The organism is Leucobacter sp. gxy201 (assembly GCF_051043335.1).
Classification (GTDB): Bacteria; Actinomycetota; Actinomycetes; order Actinomycetales; family Microbacteriaceae; genus Leucobacter.
Genome location: NZ_JAMXWS010000003.1, coordinates 183,183 through 198,231, shown reverse-complemented (window position 1 = coordinate 198,231; position 15,049 = coordinate 183,183). Strand labels below are relative to the sequence as shown.

General features: G+C 66.7%; 14 protein-coding genes and 1 other RNA gene. 6 read left to right on the top strand and 9 right to left on the bottom strand.

The window, feature by feature from the left end:
• The first annotated feature begins 14 nt into the window (after positions 1-14).
• A complete protein-coding gene (locus tag NHL51_RS06025; RefSeq protein ID WP_434142454.1) occupies positions 15-845 on the top strand; it encodes an inositol monophosphatase family protein in 831 nt (276 codons plus the stop codon).
• The gene (locus NHL51_RS06020) at positions 842-1,249 is read left to right on the top strand and encodes a DUF3054 domain-containing protein (RefSeq protein WP_434142452.1); all 408 of its coding nucleotides are present in this window, start codon (positions 842-844) and stop codon (positions 1,247-1,249) included. The genes NHL51_RS06025 and NHL51_RS06020 overlap by 4 nt, the downstream gene beginning before the upstream one ends.
• A 96-nt stretch (positions 1,250-1,345) precedes the next feature.
• On the opposite strand, the gene gap is transcribed toward NHL51_RS06020, so the two are convergent.
• Positions 1,346-2,347 carry a type I glyceraldehyde-3-phosphate dehydrogenase gene (gene gap / locus NHL51_RS06015; RefSeq protein ID WP_434142450.1) on the bottom strand — a complete coding sequence of 334 codons (1,002 nt, stop codon included), beginning with the start codon at positions 2,345-2,347 and terminating at the stop codon, positions 1,346-1,348.
• Between the two features lie 157 nt (positions 2,348-2,504).
• Positions 2,505-3,443, bottom strand: coding sequence for a GlxA family transcriptional regulator (locus NHL51_RS06010; RefSeq protein WP_434142449.1), 939 nt, complete (start codon positions 3,441-3,443; stop codon positions 2,505-2,507).
• A gap of 159 nt (positions 3,444-3,602) precedes the next feature.
• On the opposite strand from NHL51_RS06010, the gene ssrA reads away from it, so the two are divergent.
• Positions 3,603-3,974: a transfer-messenger RNA gene (gene ssrA, locus NHL51_RS06005) on the top strand.
• 89 nt (positions 3,975-4,063) lie between these two features.
• On the opposite strand, the gene NHL51_RS06000 is transcribed toward ssrA, so the two are convergent.
• The 6 genes from NHL51_RS06000 to NHL51_RS05975 all read right to left on the bottom strand — a co-directional run bounded on the left by NHL51_RS06000 (position 4,064) and on the right by NHL51_RS05975 (position 10,643).
• Positions 4,064-4,918, bottom strand: a complete 855-nt coding sequence (locus NHL51_RS06000) for a hypothetical protein (protein WP_434142448.1) — start codon at positions 4,916-4,918, stop codon at positions 4,064-4,066.
• A 267-nt stretch (positions 4,919-5,185) separates the two neighbouring features.
• Complete coding sequence (gene smpB / locus NHL51_RS05995; RefSeq protein ID WP_434142447.1) at positions 5,186-5,665, bottom strand: SsrA-binding protein SmpB; 480 nt, start codon at positions 5,663-5,665, stop codon at positions 5,186-5,188.
• Positions 5,666-5,848: 183 nt separating this feature from the next.
• Positions 5,849-6,763, bottom strand: a complete 915-nt coding sequence (ftsX, locus tag NHL51_RS05990) for a permease-like cell division protein FtsX (protein WP_434142446.1) — start codon at positions 6,761-6,763, stop codon at positions 5,849-5,851.
• Positions 6,760-7,944: a cell division ATP-binding protein FtsE gene (gene ftsE / locus NHL51_RS05985; protein WP_434142445.1), complete on the bottom strand. Its 1,185-nt coding sequence runs from the start codon at positions 7,942-7,944 to the stop codon at positions 6,760-6,762. The genes ftsX and ftsE overlap by 4 nt, the downstream gene beginning before the upstream one ends.
• Positions 7,945-8,072: 128 nt before the next feature.
• A complete protein-coding gene (gene prfB / locus NHL51_RS05980) occupies positions 8,073-9,182 on the bottom strand; it encodes a peptide chain release factor 2 (protein WP_434142444.1) in 1,110 nt (369 codons plus the stop codon).
• A 24-nt stretch (positions 9,183-9,206) separates the two neighbouring features.
• Complete coding sequence (locus tag NHL51_RS05975) at positions 9,207-10,643, bottom strand: PLP-dependent aminotransferase family protein (protein ID WP_434142443.1); 1,437 nt, start codon at positions 10,641-10,643, stop codon at positions 9,207-9,209.
• Positions 10,644-10,705: 62 nt separating this feature from the next.
• Here NHL51_RS05975 and NHL51_RS05970 point away from each other — a divergent pair, with 62 nt between their 5' ends.
• Positions 10,706-11,359: a YczE/YyaS/YitT family protein gene (locus NHL51_RS05970; RefSeq protein ID WP_434142442.1), complete on the top strand. Its 654-nt coding sequence runs from the start codon at positions 10,706-10,708 to the stop codon at positions 11,357-11,359.
• Between the two features lie 18 nt (positions 11,360-11,377).
• Here the strand turns inward: NHL51_RS05970 and NHL51_RS05965 are convergent, their stop codons facing one another.
• Entirely contained in the window at positions 11,378-12,796 is a 1,419-nt protein-coding gene (locus NHL51_RS05965) for an APC family permease (RefSeq protein WP_434142441.1), read from the bottom strand.
• A gap of 339 nt (positions 12,797-13,135) precedes the next feature.
• Between NHL51_RS05965 and NHL51_RS05960 the strand changes: the two genes are divergently transcribed.
• Both NHL51_RS05960 and NHL51_RS05955 read left to right on the top strand, forming a co-directional pair.
• A complete protein-coding gene (locus NHL51_RS05960; RefSeq protein WP_434142440.1) occupies positions 13,136-13,603 on the top strand; it encodes an Lrp/AsnC family transcriptional regulator in 468 nt (155 codons plus the stop codon).
• Between the two features lie 2 nt (positions 13,604-13,605).
• The gene (locus NHL51_RS05955) at positions 13,606-15,000 is read left to right on the top strand and encodes an aspartate aminotransferase family protein (protein WP_434142439.1); all 1,395 of its coding nucleotides are present in this window, start codon (positions 13,606-13,608) and stop codon (positions 14,998-15,000) included.
• The last annotated feature ends 49 nt before the right edge of the window (positions 15,001-15,049 follow it).

Genomic DNA, 15,049 nt, shown 5'->3' with positions numbered 1-15,049 from the left:
GCGGGAAGGTCATGATGGCAGTCGCTCCCCCACTCCCCTCCGCAGATCTCGCGTTCGCCCTGGAACTCGCCGATCTCGCCGATTCCATCTCGCTGCCGCGATTCCGCGCGGCAGACCTGACCATCGAGACGAAGCCCGACCGCACCTTCGTCACCGACGCCGACAAGGCGGTCGAAGACGCACTGCGCGAGCGCATCGAACACCACCGCTCCGACGACAGCTTCTTCGGCGAGGAGTCGGGCCGCACCGAGAAGGGCGCGCGCCGGTGGATCCTCGACCCCATCGACGGCACCTCCAACTATCTGCGCGGCGTGCCCAACTGGGCGACCCTCATCGCCCTCGAAGTCGACGGCGTCGTCGAGACGGGCGTCGTGAGCATGCCCGCCATGGGATCGCGCTGGTTCGCGGAGACCGGCGGCGGCGCGTGGCGGCAGGATCACCGCGCCACGGGAGCCGCCACCGCACCCCGGCGCATCGGCGTCAGCGGCATCGCCGACCTGGAGCACGCCTCGCTCAGCTTCCAGTCGATCGAGCAATGGCGCCTCGCAGGCCACCTGCCGTCGCTGCTCGCCCTCGAAGAGCGGGTGTGGCGCGACCGCGCCTACGGCGACGCCTGGTCGTACATGCTGCTCGCCGAGGGCCTCCTCGATATCGTCGCCGAGTTCGATGTGAAGGCCTACGATCTCGCCGCCCACATCCCGATCGTGCGCGAGGCCGGCGGCCGCTTCACCGACGTCACGGGCGCCGAGAGCGCCTGGAACGGCAGCTCGCTCGCCACGAACGGTGCACTGCACGACGCGGTGATCACGACCATCGCGCGAGCCCGGGCCGAGGGCGCGCGATGAGCACTGCGAACGCCGGCCGCGCCGTGCCCACGGCCCGCACAGCACTCCTCGCACTGCTGTGCGATGCGGCGCTCGTGCTGGTCTTCGCCGCGTCCGGACGCCGCAGCCATGCGCGCGACGCGACACTCGTCGGCCTGCTGCAGACCGCCTGGCCGTTTCTGGCAGGCCTCGGCCTCATGTGGCTCGTGCTGCTCGCCTGGCGACGCCCGCTGAGCATCGTGCGCATCGGCATCCCGCTCTGGCTCGGCACCGTGCTCATCGGCATGCTGCTGCGCCTCGTATCGGGGGCCGGCACCGCGCTCCCCTTCGTACTCGTCGCCACCGGAGCGATCGGAGTGCTGTTCATCGGATGGCGCGCCATCGCGCTGCTCGCACTGCGACTGCGCGGCCGCCGCGCGGAGTAGCACGCGGGGCGCTCAGCGCCCGAGCTCCGGAACGGGCCCCGAAAATGACGAAACCCCCGACTGCCCTCGGGGGTTTCGTGTTCTCGGACTAAACGCTTAGGCCGAGAGCCTTTCGAGCATGTGGGCTGCTCGGTTCGAGAAGCCCCACTCGTTGTCGTACCAGGCGACGACCTTCACGTAGCGGCCGCCGGCCTGCGTGAGGTCGGAGTCGAAGATCGACGAGTAGGGGTTTCCGACGATATCGGAGGAGACCAGCGGGTCTTCCGAGTACTGCATGATGCCCTTGAGCGGCCCGTGGTCGGCGGCCTGGCGGTATGCCGCGAGCACCTCTTCGAGGGTCACGTCGCGAGACACGGTCGCGTTGAGCTCGACGATCGAGCCGACGGGAACGGGAACGCGGATCGAAGTGCCCTCGAGCTTGCCGTCGAGCTGGGGCAGCACGAGGCCGATGGCCTTCGCGGCGCCGGTCGTCGTCGGCACGATGTTGAGCGCCGCAGCGCGCGCACGACGGGGGTCGCTGTGCGGCCCGTCGATGAGGTTCTGATCCTGCGTGTAGGCGTGCACGGTGGTCATGAAGCCGTGGTCGATGCCCGCGAGCTTGTCGAGCACGTCGGCGAGCGGCGCGAAGGCGTTCGTGGTGCACGATGCGTTCGAGACGATCGTGTGCTTCTCGGGGTCGTACAGGTGGTCGTTCACACCGACGACGACGGTGAGGTCGGCACCGGTCGCGGGGGCGCTGATGAGTACGCGGCGAGCGCCCGCCTCGATGTGCTTGTTCGCATCGGCGGCCTTGGTGAAGCGGCCCGTCGACTCGAGCACGGCGTCGACGCCGAGCTGGCCCCAGGGCAGCTCGGCCGGGTTGGCCGAGGCGTAGACCTTGATGCTGCGATCGCCGACGTGCAGCTCACCGTCGGCGTACGAGACCTCGGTGCCGAGGCGGCCGTACACGCTGTCCCACTCGAGCAGGTGAGCGAGGGTCGCACCGTCGGTGAGGTCGTTGATCGCTACGACCTCGATGTCGGCATCCTGCGCGAGGATGGCGCGGAGCACGCCGCGGCCGATGCGCCCGAAGCCGTTGATCGCAATACGTCCAGTCATGGAGTTCAGTCCCTTTCGACAACACTGGATTGATTCTGGTTCAAGTTTCTCGCGATCCTCCACCGATCACCAGTGGCAGTAATGCCACAGTGCAAACGATTCGCGCCAAACTCTGAACGCGCGGTATCCGATGGGGAACGGGTCGGTGCCGAGCCGCTCATGCGTCGGAGAACGTACGCCGGTACTCGGTCGGCGTCGTGCCGAGCACACGGCGGAAGTAGCGGCGGAGGTTCGTGGCCGTGCCGAGGCCGACCTGCACCGCGATCAGTTCGACGCTCAGATCGGTCTCTTCGAGCAGCTCGCGCGCCCGGTCGAGCCGCGCGCGCATGATCCACTGCATCGGCGTGTACCCGGTCTCGTCGCGGAATCGGCGTGAGAGCGTCCGCGGCGAGACCCGCGCGTGCGCCGCGAGCTCCTCGATCGCGAGCGGCTCGGCGAGGTGCTGCAGCGCCCAGTCGCGGGTGTGCGTGAACCGCTCGCCGTGCGACTCGGGCACGCTGTGGGGCACGTACTGGGCCTGGCCGCCGCTGCGGTACGGCGCGGCCACGAGGCGCCTCGCAGCATGGTTCGCCACCGCCATCCCCGCCTCCTTGCGCAGGATGTGCAGGCACAGATCGATGCCCGACGCCGCGCCGGCGGAGGTCAGCACCGATCCCTCATCCACGAAGAGCACGCGCTCATCGACATTGATCTCGGGATACTTCTCGGCGAGCGTACGCGAATAGTGCCAGTGCGTGGTCGCGCGCCGCCCGTTCAGCAGCCCGGCCGCCGCGAGCGCGAACGCGCCGGTCGAGATCGCCGCAATGCGCGCCCCCCGAGCGTGGGCGCGGCCGAGCGCCTCGGACAGCACCTGCGGGGGCGGATCCTGGTCGGGCACGCGGTACCCGGGCACGAAGATGAGATCGGCGATCTCCAACGCTTCGAGCCCGTGCTCGACATGGTACGAGAGCCCGTCGCCGCCCGCGATGAGGCCCGGGCGCACGCCGCAGACATCGACCGTATAGGGCATGCTCGCGCGGGTCGTGAACACCTGCGCCGGAATGCCGACGTCGAGAGGTTTCGCCCCCTCAAGCACCACCACCGCCACCCGTCTCACGGTGAACCAGTCTACCGCCTGCGCACGGAGCGGTTTCCTGCCGGGCTTGGTTTTGCCCGCGCGAAGAGGTATCCTGTAGGGCCGGGGTTCGCCCTGGTTTGACAATTCCACAGTGCGTGATGCGAATACCTCGACTGGGCCCTCACCGGCGCAGTGCACGGGGCCGATCGGTTTCGACACGTCGATTTGAGACTGTGAGAAGCGGGCCGAGGATGCGGAGTTATCTCGTTAACGCCCTTCGCAAATCATAGGTGCCAACGCTAAGCGCACCGACTTCGCTCTCGCTGCCTAAGCACGAGACCGAGTCCGTCAGGTCGGGTGGGCCTCCGCCCCGGTTTCCTGGCGTCATCTAGGGGGCTTGCTGGTGCGTCGTGTCTCAGGGCGCGCCGGGACTTTCACTGAGGCTGGGCCTGTCGTTCTAGGTGTTCGCGACAAAGAACGGGGCCGAGTAGAACGTTTTCACGAACTACGCTCGTAGAAGGCACGGAATCGTCGAAGTGGACCGGGGTTCGATTCCCCGCGGCTCCACCGAGCTATTCGCATCACGCACTGCGGAATCTGCAGAGGCCGCCCAACGCATTCCGCGCCGGGCGGCCTCTGCGGGTTCCGCGGGTTCGCGTTCAGAACGGCAGGTCGAGCGCGAGGTATGCCCCGAACTCCGCGTTCTCCGGAATCGCCGGCCCGTCTGCCCCCTCCGCCATCGGGACCTCCTTGCTGATGTCCAGCACGCACGTTGCAGTGAAGGCGCCCTCCGCCGGAACATCCTGATAGTCATCGCACACGGCGAAGATCTCGTCGCCGACGAAACCGACGATGTAGATGCTCGTGAACTCTGCGACCGCGCCGAGCGACGAGGTGATCTCGACCTCGACCCTGCCCTGCGGAGTCCCCGAGAACTCCCCCACCGAATAGCCGCCGGGCACGCTCGGTTCACCGAATTCGAGGCGGGTCTGCTCGATCACGATGGACGCAGCTTCGAGCGACTCCGAGGTGAACGCCCCCTCGAAGACCGACCGCTGACCGGGCAGCAGATAGTTGATCGCCGGCACCCGGTCGAGGATGGCGCCGTTCTCGTCGTACGCGGTGACATCGAAGAACGCCTCCGCCGCCTGCTGCTCGTCGGCGTTCGCGACCAGAGTGACGAGCGACCAGTACTCCGACTCCTCCGTTTGGATGATGGACGGCGACTCGAATTCGAGGTCCGAGATCACTCGGATCTCGATGCCGTCGACCTCGTGCACCGTACCGTGGGTGCGCTCGCTCAGCTCCTGCCGTACGCTGCTCAGCTCGGCCGTCTGCCTCGCACGATCCTGCGCGACCGCGACCACGGCGACCGTAAGGCCGACGGATGCGAGGAGCAGAATGCTGCAGAGCGCGGCCAGCACGATGACAAGCGCTGAAGCCGCCCGTCTGGGCTTCGACTCCCCCACTGGAGCAGTCTCGGCCGGGGGTCCGCTGATCCCGGTATCCGTCATCGTATGCCCCCTCGCATCGAAGCCGACGGTCGCCGACGCTCGCACGTCGCGGAGCTCCGCCCGCGCGGGCCCCTAGCACGCAATGTAGCAGGTGCATCGGCCTGGCCGCGCGCAGTTGGTGCAGTATCGACGTCCGATTCCGGGACGGCCCCGGCGAGTGACGCGGAAACAGCCAGAAACGGCTGTTTCCTCTGAGCTAGACCCCGGGCCGAGACGGCCCCGGCGAGTAGCGCGAGAACGCCCAGAAATGGGCGTTCTCTCCGAGCGCTACTCGCCCATTCGGTTCTTGGTGCGCATGGCCCGCTCGGCCTCGCGCTTGTCCTGCCGCTCGCGCAGTGTCTGGCGCTTGTCGTATTCCTTCTTGCCTTTGGCCAGCGCGATCTCGACCTTCGCGCGACCATCGAGGAAGTAGAGCCGCAGCGGGACGATCGTCATTCCGCCGTCGCGAGTCTTCTGGAAGAGCTTGTCGATCTGCTGCCGGTGCAGCAGCAGCTTGCGCTTGCGGCGCGGCGCATGGTTGGTCCACGAACCGTTCAGGTACTCGGGGATGTAGACGGCATCGAGCCAGGCCTCACCGCGTTCGATGAACACGTAGCCGTCGACGAGCGATGCCCGCCCCATGCGCAGCGATTTCACCTCGCTGCCGGTCAGCACCATTCCGGCCTCGTAGGTGTCGATGATGAGGTACTCGTGCCGCGCCTTCTTGTTCGAGGCGACGAGCTTCTCACCGGTTTCCTTGGGGCTCATGTCACATCCTCTCCCGGTAGCGCAGTCCATCAGCATACCGCACCGACGCGCCCCGACTCCCCGGGCGGGCCCGGCCGGCGCCGGGCGAACGCCCGCCCGTCGATATGCGATCTGCCGAGTATCTGGGGCCGGATCGCGGCAGAAGTCAGATTCTCGGCAGATCGCATGCGGACGGCAGTCCCGCTATACGCGCAGGTACCGGGTGATCGCGATCTTCGCCGCGATCGCCGAGAGCGCGACGCCGAGCACGATGAGCACCGGGGGCACGATGAGCGATTGTTCGACGGTGATGTAGCTCGTGAACGGTATCTCCTGCACCAGGAAATCCTGTACGAAGAACTTCACGATCGACACCGATGCCGCGCTCGCGAGCACGGCGCCGACGAGCGACGCGATGATGCCTTCGATGATGAACGGCGTCTGGATGAACCTGTTGGAGGCGCCGACGAGCCGCATGATGCCGATCTCGCGGCGCCTGGAGTATGCAGAGAGGCGGATGGTCGTGGAGATCAGGAGCATCGCCGCGATGAGCATGAGGCCCGCGATCGCGATCGCGGTGTAGCTCGCTACGCCGAGGAAGAGGAAGATGCGGTCGAGCAGGCTGCGCTGATCGGAGACGCTCTGCACCCCGGGGATGCCCGAGAAGGTCTCCTGGATGATCTCGGAGCGCGACGGGTCCTTGAGCTTCAGCCAGAAGGTCTGGTTGAGCTGCTCGGGCTTCGTGATGTCGACGATCGGGTTGCCTGCGAACTGCTTCGTGAACTCGTCGTACGCCTGCTCGTGATCCACGAAGAAGTAGTCGTCGACGTAGGGCTGCAGCGTCTCGGAGTTCAGCGCATCCTCGACCGCCGTGATCTCGGCCTCGCCGGCGTCGGTGCCCGAGCAGGTCGCGCTCTCGTCGTACTCGGTGCACAGGTAGACGGCCACCTGGGCGCGGTCGTACCAGAAGGTCTTCATCTGCTGGATCTGCAGCTGCATGATGATGGCAGCGCCGACGAAGGTGAGCGACACGAAGGTCACGAGCACCACCGAGATGACGACGGACATATTGCGGCGCAGGCCGTTCCAGACCTCGCCGATCACCAAACCGAATCTCATCGCACCGGCCCCACATCAGTCTGATCGCCATTGTCCTTGCGGTTGAGCCCGAGTGCTTCGGCGAGGTTGCCGGTCTCGGACATGCGCACGGGGTCCATGGGCGGCAGCGGGCCGCGGGGTTTCCGGTTCGCCTGCTCGTCCGCGGCATCGGCGGGTTCGAGGAAGGCGGGAATGCGCCTCTCGTCCCCCGCCCGGCGGGTGTCGTCGAAGTCGTCCTCGTCGTCGTGCTGGTCGTCGAACGGGTTCGGCTCCTCGAAGACGCTGGCTTCGATGCGGTCGTTCCCGTCGACGGGCTGCGACCGATCAGCGCTTGCGAGAACTTCGGCGGCGACGGCCGAGGCCGCGGCCTCCACCGTCGCGGTGCTCTCCGCGACGGCTTCCGCGGCTGCCGCTGCGGCCGCTGCATCGTCCGGGGCGAGGGCGGCGCGCACGACCGCTTCGGTGGTGCGCAGCACCTGCATGCCTTCGGCCGAGAGATCGGCGACAGGGATCGATGCGGTCTCGCCGTAGCCGCCGCCGACTTCGTCGCGCACGACGACGCCCTGCGACAGCTCGACGACGCGCTGCTGCATGATGTCGACGAATGCGGCTTCGTGTGTCGCCATGACGACGGTCGTGCCGGCCGCGTTGATCGCGCGCAGCAGCTGCATGATGCCGAGGCTGGTGGCCGGGTCGAGGTTGCCCGTCGGCTCATCGGCGAGCAGGATGGCGGGCTTGTTCACGATCGCGCGCGCGATGGCGACGCGCTGCTGCTCGCCGCCCGACAGCTCGTGGGGGTAGCGTTTGGCCTTGTTCGCGAGCCCGACCATCTCGAGGGTGTCGGGCACGGCCTCCTGGATGAATCCGCGCGACTTGCCGATGACCTGCAGCGTGAAGGCGACGTTGTCGTAGACGGTCTTATTGGTCAGCAGTCGGAAATCCTGGAAGACCGTGCCGAGGTTGCGTCTGAAGTAGGGCACCTTGCGCGACGAGATCTTGCTGAGGTCCTGCCCCAGCACGTGCACTTTGCCCGCACTCGGCTGGTCTTCGCGCAGAATGAGTCTCAGACAGCTCGACTTGCCTGAGCCCGAAGCGCCGACGATGAACACGAACTCGCCGCGATCGATTTTGAGGTCGATGCCGTCGAGCGCGGGCTTCGCCGTGCCGCGATATTTCTTGGTGACGTTCTCGAAGAGGATCATGACGGGTTCGACCCTACTCTCTGGTCTGCGCGCGACACGCAGCCACGCGGCGCTTCTGCAGCCATTCTGCGGGAAGTCGCAGGGAGGGGCCGCGGCGGCGCGCGGAGCGGGGCGATCTCAGCGGCGATTCAGTCGTTCTTCGACAGGGATCGCCAGCGGATGCCGGCGGCGATGAAACCGTCGAGATCGCCGTCGAACACGGCATCGGGCTGCGAGGATTCGTGGCCGGTGCGCAGATCCTTCACGAGCTGCTGGCCGTAAAGGAAGTAGGAGCGGATCTGGTCGCCCCAGCTGGCGGTGACGGAGCCCGCGAGCTCCTTCTTCTTCGCCGCTTCCTGTTCTTTCTGCAGCAGGAGCAGGCGGGTCTGCAGGAGGCGCATCGCCGCGGCGCGGTTCTGGATCTGGGACTTCTCGTTCTGCATCGAGATGACGATGCCCGTGGGGAGGTGGGTGATGCGCACCGCGGAGTCGGTCGTGTTCACCGACTGGCCCCCGGGGCCCGAGGAGCGGTAGACGTCGACGCGGATGTCGGTCTCGGGGATGTCCACTTCGGTCGCCTCTTCGAGCAGCGGGATGACCTCGACGCCGGCGAAGCTGGTCTGCCGCTTGTCTGCGGAGCCGAACGGGCTGATGCGGGCGAGGCGGTGCGTGCCGGCCTCGACGGAGAGCTTGCCGAACGCGTAGGGCGCGTCGACCTCGAAGGTCGCCGACTTGATACCGGCGCCCTCGGCGTACGAGGTGTCGAGCACCTTGGTCGGGATGTCGTGGTGCTCGGCCCAGCGCAGGTACATGCGCAGCAGGATCTCGGCGAAGTCGGTGGCGTCGTCGCCGCCCGCGCCCGAACGGATGGTGACGACGGCGGAGCGCTCGTCGTACTCCCCCGAGAGCATGGTCTGCACCTCGAGATCCTGCAGCACGGTTTCGAGGTCGGCGAGCTCCTGCGTCGCTTCGGCTTCGGAATCCGCGTCCTCCATCTCCTGCGAGAGCTCGACGAGCACCTCGAGGTCGTCGAGGCGGCTCTCGACGCCGCGCAGGCGCTTCACGCGGGCCTGGCGGTGGCTCAGGCCGCTCGTCACCTTCTGGGCGGCGGCGGGGTCGTCCCAGAGGCCGGGGGCGGCGGCCTGCTCCTCGAGCTCCGCGATCTCGCGATCGAGGCGGGGCAGGTCTGACACCGCCGCGATGTCGGCGTATGTGGCGCGCAGCGCCTTGAAGCGGGCGTTGAAATCGAGATCAAGCATGATGCACCAACTCTACCGTCCCGGTCAGATGACGGCGTCCATCTCGATCGGCTCCGTTCTCGTCGACGGCGCGGCTTCGCGGGCCTCGCCGAGCACGGCCACGGCATCGATCAGCCGGGTTTCGGGCAACGAGAACGGCAGCCGCACGAACCGTTCGAACATCCCGGGGCTGCCGAAGCGGGGGCCCGGCGGCAGCCGTACTCCGCGACGCGCGGCCTCGCGGCTGAGGGCCGTACTCCGATGCTCGCCGATGTCGACCCAGAGGCAGACGCCTCCGACTGCCGCGGTCGTTCGCCAGTCGGGAAGCCGGGCGGCGAGCTGCTCCGTGAGTACTCGGTGCCGCTTCGTGAGCTCGCGCGTGCGGAAGTCGAGGATCTCGTCGTACCGTTCGAGTGCGAGAGCCGCGGCCACCTGCTCCCACGAGGCGGTTCCCAGATCGCCGACACGTCGAGCGGCTTCGAGGCGTGCGATCAGGTCGGGCGTCGCCCGGATCCAGCCGATGCGCAGCCCGCCCCAGACGGTCTTGCCGAGCGACCCGACGGTGATGATGGCGTCGCGCTGATGCGGCTGCTCGGCGGCCGCCGCGAAGGGTTCGACGAGCCGGTGCTCGCCGAGCATGAGCTCTGCGGTGGTCTCATCCACCAGCATGTGCGCGCCCGACGCGCTGAGCGCTGCGATCAGACGCGTGCGGAGTCCGCGCGGCATGCTCTGCCCGGTCGGGTTGTGGTGGTCGGGGATGAGGTATGCGAGGCGGGGTGCCACGCGAGCGGCGATGTCGAGCATGCCCGCGGCGTCGTATTCGCGCTGCCACACCGGCAGTTCGGCGACGAGGGCGCCGGTGCTCGCGAGCGCTTCGCGCGCGTGGGGGTAGCTCGGCGATTCGATCAGGGCGCGATCGCCGCGTCCGAGCAGTGTGCGCGCGACGAGGTGGATGGCATGCTGGGCGCCGAGCGTCACCATGATCTGATCGGGCGTCGTGACGAGGCCGCGCCTCGTATAGCGGTCGGCGAGCGCCGCGCGCAGATCGGGCCTGCCGATGGTGTCGAAGCCCGACTGCGCGAACAGCCCGGGGGCCGCGTGCAGCGACTGCGCGGCGAGGGCCTCCATGCCCGGCCAGGGTTCGGGGCACGCCGTCGACAGGTCGATCGCCGCACTTCCCGCTGCGTCCGCCGCGTCCAGATCCGCCCGGCGGGGCGCCCGTACGATGGTTCCCGACCCTTGCTTCGAGAGCGCCAGGCCCGATTCGCGGAGCATGCGATAGGCCGCCGCGACCATGGTGCGGCTGATGCCGAGCTCCTCCGCGAGCCCGCGCTCGGCGGGCAGCGACGTTCCCGGAGCGATCGCTCCGTCGCGCATCAGCAGCACGACGCTGTCGGCGAGCTCCTGGTATCCGAAGCCGTCTCCGCGCCAGTCTCCGAGCAGCCGCGCGAACCGACGTGCTGAGAGTCGTTGCGAGATCATATGGCCACTATATGCAGATTGGCATCTTGTTCACCAGTCCAAACTGAAGTGGACTGATCACTATGCTCTTCCGTCTCGCCCGCCTCGTTCCCGGTCTGCTCCTCTACGGCATCGCCGACGCGTTCATGATCCGTGCGGCGATCGGTGTCGACTCCTGGACCGTCTTCGCGCAGGGCGTCTCATTGCATACCGGGCTCAGCATCGGGCTCCTCACGAACCTCATCGGGCTCGCGGTGCTCCTCCTCTGGATCCCGCTGCGCCAGAAGCCCGGGCTCGGCACCGTGCTCAATATCCTGCTGGTCGGCCCGGGCATCGACCTCGGGCTCTGGCTGCTCCCCTCGCCCGGAACGCTCTGGGCGCGCGTACTCTTCTTCGCGACCGGCATGCTGCTGCTCGCCATCGCGAGCGGCGTCTACATCGGGGCTCGACTCGGGCCGGGCCCGCGCGACGGCCTCATGACGGGACTGCATGCCCGATTCGGTATGCCGGTCTGGGCCGGCCGAACGTCGGTCGAGCTCACCGTGCTCGCGATCGGCTGGCTGCTCGGCGGCAACGCCGGCGTGGGCACCGTCGCATTCGCCCTCCTCATCGGCCCGCTCTGCAGCATCACCCTGCCCCTCTTCGATGCGGAGCGCCACGGGCGGAAGGCCGAACGGCCCGCCGCCCCGGGCGCGGAGAGCCTGCGCTCTCCGGCCGAGACGACGGGCCGTTCGTGACGGGCACCGGTGGCGGTGCTATTCGGTGTCGGAGCCGACGACCTTGTTGTAGCCGGTGACGGCCTGATCCTCGTCGAAGGCGGCGACCTTCTTCTTGAATCCCTTGGTGAGGAAGACGAGGTAGACGAGCCCGAGCAGCGTCCAGATCACACCGCCGATGAGCGCATCGGCGTGCAGGTTCGCCCAGAGCAGACCGGTCATGGCGACGCCGATGAGCGGCAGCACGATGAAGTTGAAGATGTCCTTCGGCGTCTTGCGGCGGCCCTGGCGGATCGCGAACCAGGCGATCACCGAGATGTTCACGAACGAGAACGCGATGAGGGCGCCGTAGTTGATGAACGCGGCGATCATTTCGAGCGTGAACACCACGGCCGTCAGGCAGACGATGCCGGTGAGCACGATGTTGAACGTCGGAGTGTGCGTCTTCGGGTTGATGTAGCCGAAGAACTTCTTGGGCAGCACGTCGTTGCGGCCCATGACGAGCAGCATGCGCGAGACCGAGGCGTGCGAGGCGAGGCCCGAGGCGAGGGTCGCGCAGAAACCCGCGGCGGTCAGCACGGCCATGAGCACCGGGCCGCCGACGGCGTCGCCGATCATCGGCAGCGTCGAATCCTCGACGAACTGCATGTCGCCGCCGGGGGCGAAGAAATTCCAATCGGTGAAGCGCAGCTGGGTGAAGTACCCGGCGATGAGGAAGATGGCGCCGCCGATCAGCACGGTGAGAATCAGTGCGCGCGGAACGATCTTCGGCGTGCGGGCCTCCTCTACGTACATCGTGACCGCGTCGAAGCCGATGAACGAGAAGCAGACGATCGTCGCTCCCATGAGCACCGCTCCTGCGGTGACGCCGTCGTGGAAGAACGGCTGCATCGAGGCCACCGTGCCGACGCCCTCGCCGCCGGCGAGCTGCGCCCACACCATGATGACGAACACCGTCATGACGACGATCGAGAAGACGAGCAGGATCATGTTCACGTTCGAAGTGCCGCGCATGGTCAAGTAGATGATGCCCGTCGTGAGGATGCAGTAGAGCACGACCCAGATCCAGCCGGGCACCGACGGGAACACGGCCTCGAGGTAGCTGCGGATGATCAGGCAGTTCACCATCGGCAGCAGCATGTAGTCGATGAGCGAGGTCCAGCCGACCAGGAAGCCGACGTTCGGGTGGATCGACTCGCGCACGTAGGTGTAGGCGGAGCCCGCGCTCGGGATGGCGCCCGACATCTTGCCGTAGCTGATCGCGGTGAAGACCATCACGATCAGCGCCACGAGGTACGCGAGCGGCACGACGTTGTTGGTGTCGCGGGCGACCATGCCGAAGGTATCGAAGACCACTGTCGGGGTCATGTATCCCAGCCCCAGGCCGACGATGGCCCAGAGCCCGAGATTGCGCTTCAGGGAGGCGCCGCGCGCTACACCCGTCTTGGTACTCGTCATGCTCTCTCCTTTAAGAACCTGCGGCGCGCCTCGTCGACGCTTCGACCGCGCCGTCACGAACCGATAGAGGAAATATGGCACATCTCACTCCACCGGCATAGCCCTTTCGTCGTTTTCTGCATACAATCTCTAGAAATCAGTGTCAAAATTTTCTTTTTAAGCCGAAAAGCACTGCCGAGTCGCATTTTGGCTTCGGTTTAAGAAACTCACGCCGAAGCCCGCAGCAGACACATTCCTTCGCCTCAGAATTGCGCCAGAAGTGCGCATATGCAAAGTATTGAATATCAATTTCTGCGGAATCCTTTGCTTTTTCACTCTCTTGCTGTAAGAATCAGTTGCGTGAGCACAAAACGAAGTACTCCGACACTCGACTCGACGTCGAAGGCGATCATCGAGCAATTGCAGATCGATGGCCGCCGTTCGTACGCCGAGATCGGCAAAGCCGTCGGCCTCAGCGAGGCCGCGGTGCGCCAGCGCGTGCAGAAGCTCACAGACGCCGGAGTGATGCAGATCGTCGCCGTCACCGATCCCATGCGGCTCGGTTTCAGCAGGCAGGCGATGCTCGGCATCCGCGTATCCGGCGATACCCGAATCGTCGCAGACCGCCTCGCCGAGATTCCGGAGATCAGTTACGTCGTACTGAGCGCCGGAACGTTCGACATCCTCGTCGAGGTCGTCTGCGAGGACGATGACGGCCTCATCGAGCTGCTGAACGAGAAGATTCGCACCATCAGCGGCGTTGCTTCGACGGAGACCTTCGTCTACCTCCAACTCAACAAACAGAAATACGACTGGGGAACACGATAACCATGTCATTCGATCCGACAGCAGCGGTCGACACCGCCGCCCTTCAGGCCTCGGCCAAGCGCCACATGTGGCCGCACTTCACCAACCGCAAGGTGCTGAACGACGGCATCCCCGTCATCACCAAGGCATCGGGCCACCACATCTACGACGCCGCCGGCAAGGAGTACATCGACGGGCTCGCGGGCCTCTTCGTCGTGAACGCCGGCCACGGCCGCGAGCGCATCGTGCAGGCTGCGGCCAAGCAGATGCAGCAGCTCGACTTCATGCCGATCTGGTCGTACGCGCACCCGGCAGCGATCGAGCTGTCGGAGCGCCTCTCGTCGTACGCCCCCGGCGAGATGAACAAGGTGTTCTTCACCACCGGCGGCGGCGAAGCCGTCGAGTCCGCATTCAAGCTGGCCAAGCACTTCTGGAAGATCAAGGGCCAGCCGATGAAGCACAAGGTGATCTCGCGCTCGGTCGCGTACCACGGCACCCCGCAGGGCGCCCTGGCGATCACCGGTATCCCCGACATGAAGAAGTTCTACGAGCCGCTGACCCCGGGCGGTCACCGCGTGCCGAACACGAACTTCTACCGCGCCGCCGAGATGGGCGCACCCTCGGACGACCTCGAGGCCTTCGGCCAGTGGGCCGCGAACCGCATCGAAGAGGCCATCCTCTTCGAGGGCCCCGAGACCGTCGCCGCCGTCTTCCTCGAGCCGGTGCAGAACTCGGGCGGCTGCTTCCCGCCTCCCCCCGGCTACTTCAAGCGCGTGCGCGAGATCTGCGACCAGTACGACGTGCTGCTCGTCTCGGATGAGGTCATCTGCGCCTACGGCCGCGTCGGCGAGTTCTTCGCTTCGAAGGCCCTCGGCTACGAGCCCGACATCATCACTTCGGCGAAGGGCATCACCTCGGGCTACGTGCCCCTGGGCGCGATGATTGTCTCGGACAAGGTCTCGGAGCCGTTCAATTCGACCGAGAACACGTTCTACCACGGCTTCACCTTCGCCGGTCACCCGGCAGCGGCTGCCGCGGCGCTCGAGAACCTCGACATCTTCGAGGAAGAGGATCTGAACGGCCGCGTGCGCGAGAACAGCCCGCTGTTCCGCGCCGAGCTCGAGAAGCTGCTCGACATCGACATCGTCGGCGACGTGCGCGGCGAGGGCTACTTCTTCGGCATCGAGCTGGTGAAGGACAAGGCCACCAAGGAGACGTTCAACGACGAGGAGTCGGATCGTCTGCTGCGCGACTACCTGACGCCCGCGCTGTGGGAAGCCGGTCTGTACTGCCGCGCCGACGACCGCGGAGACCCCGTCATCCAGCTCGCTCCCCCGCTGACCATCGGTCCGGCGGAGTTCGCTGAGATCGGCGGCATCCTCCGCAGCGTGCTGAAGGACGCCTCCTCGAAGATCTAGTCTTCGCGGACGGCAGGGGCCGTGCGTATCGTTCCATCGATGCGCACGG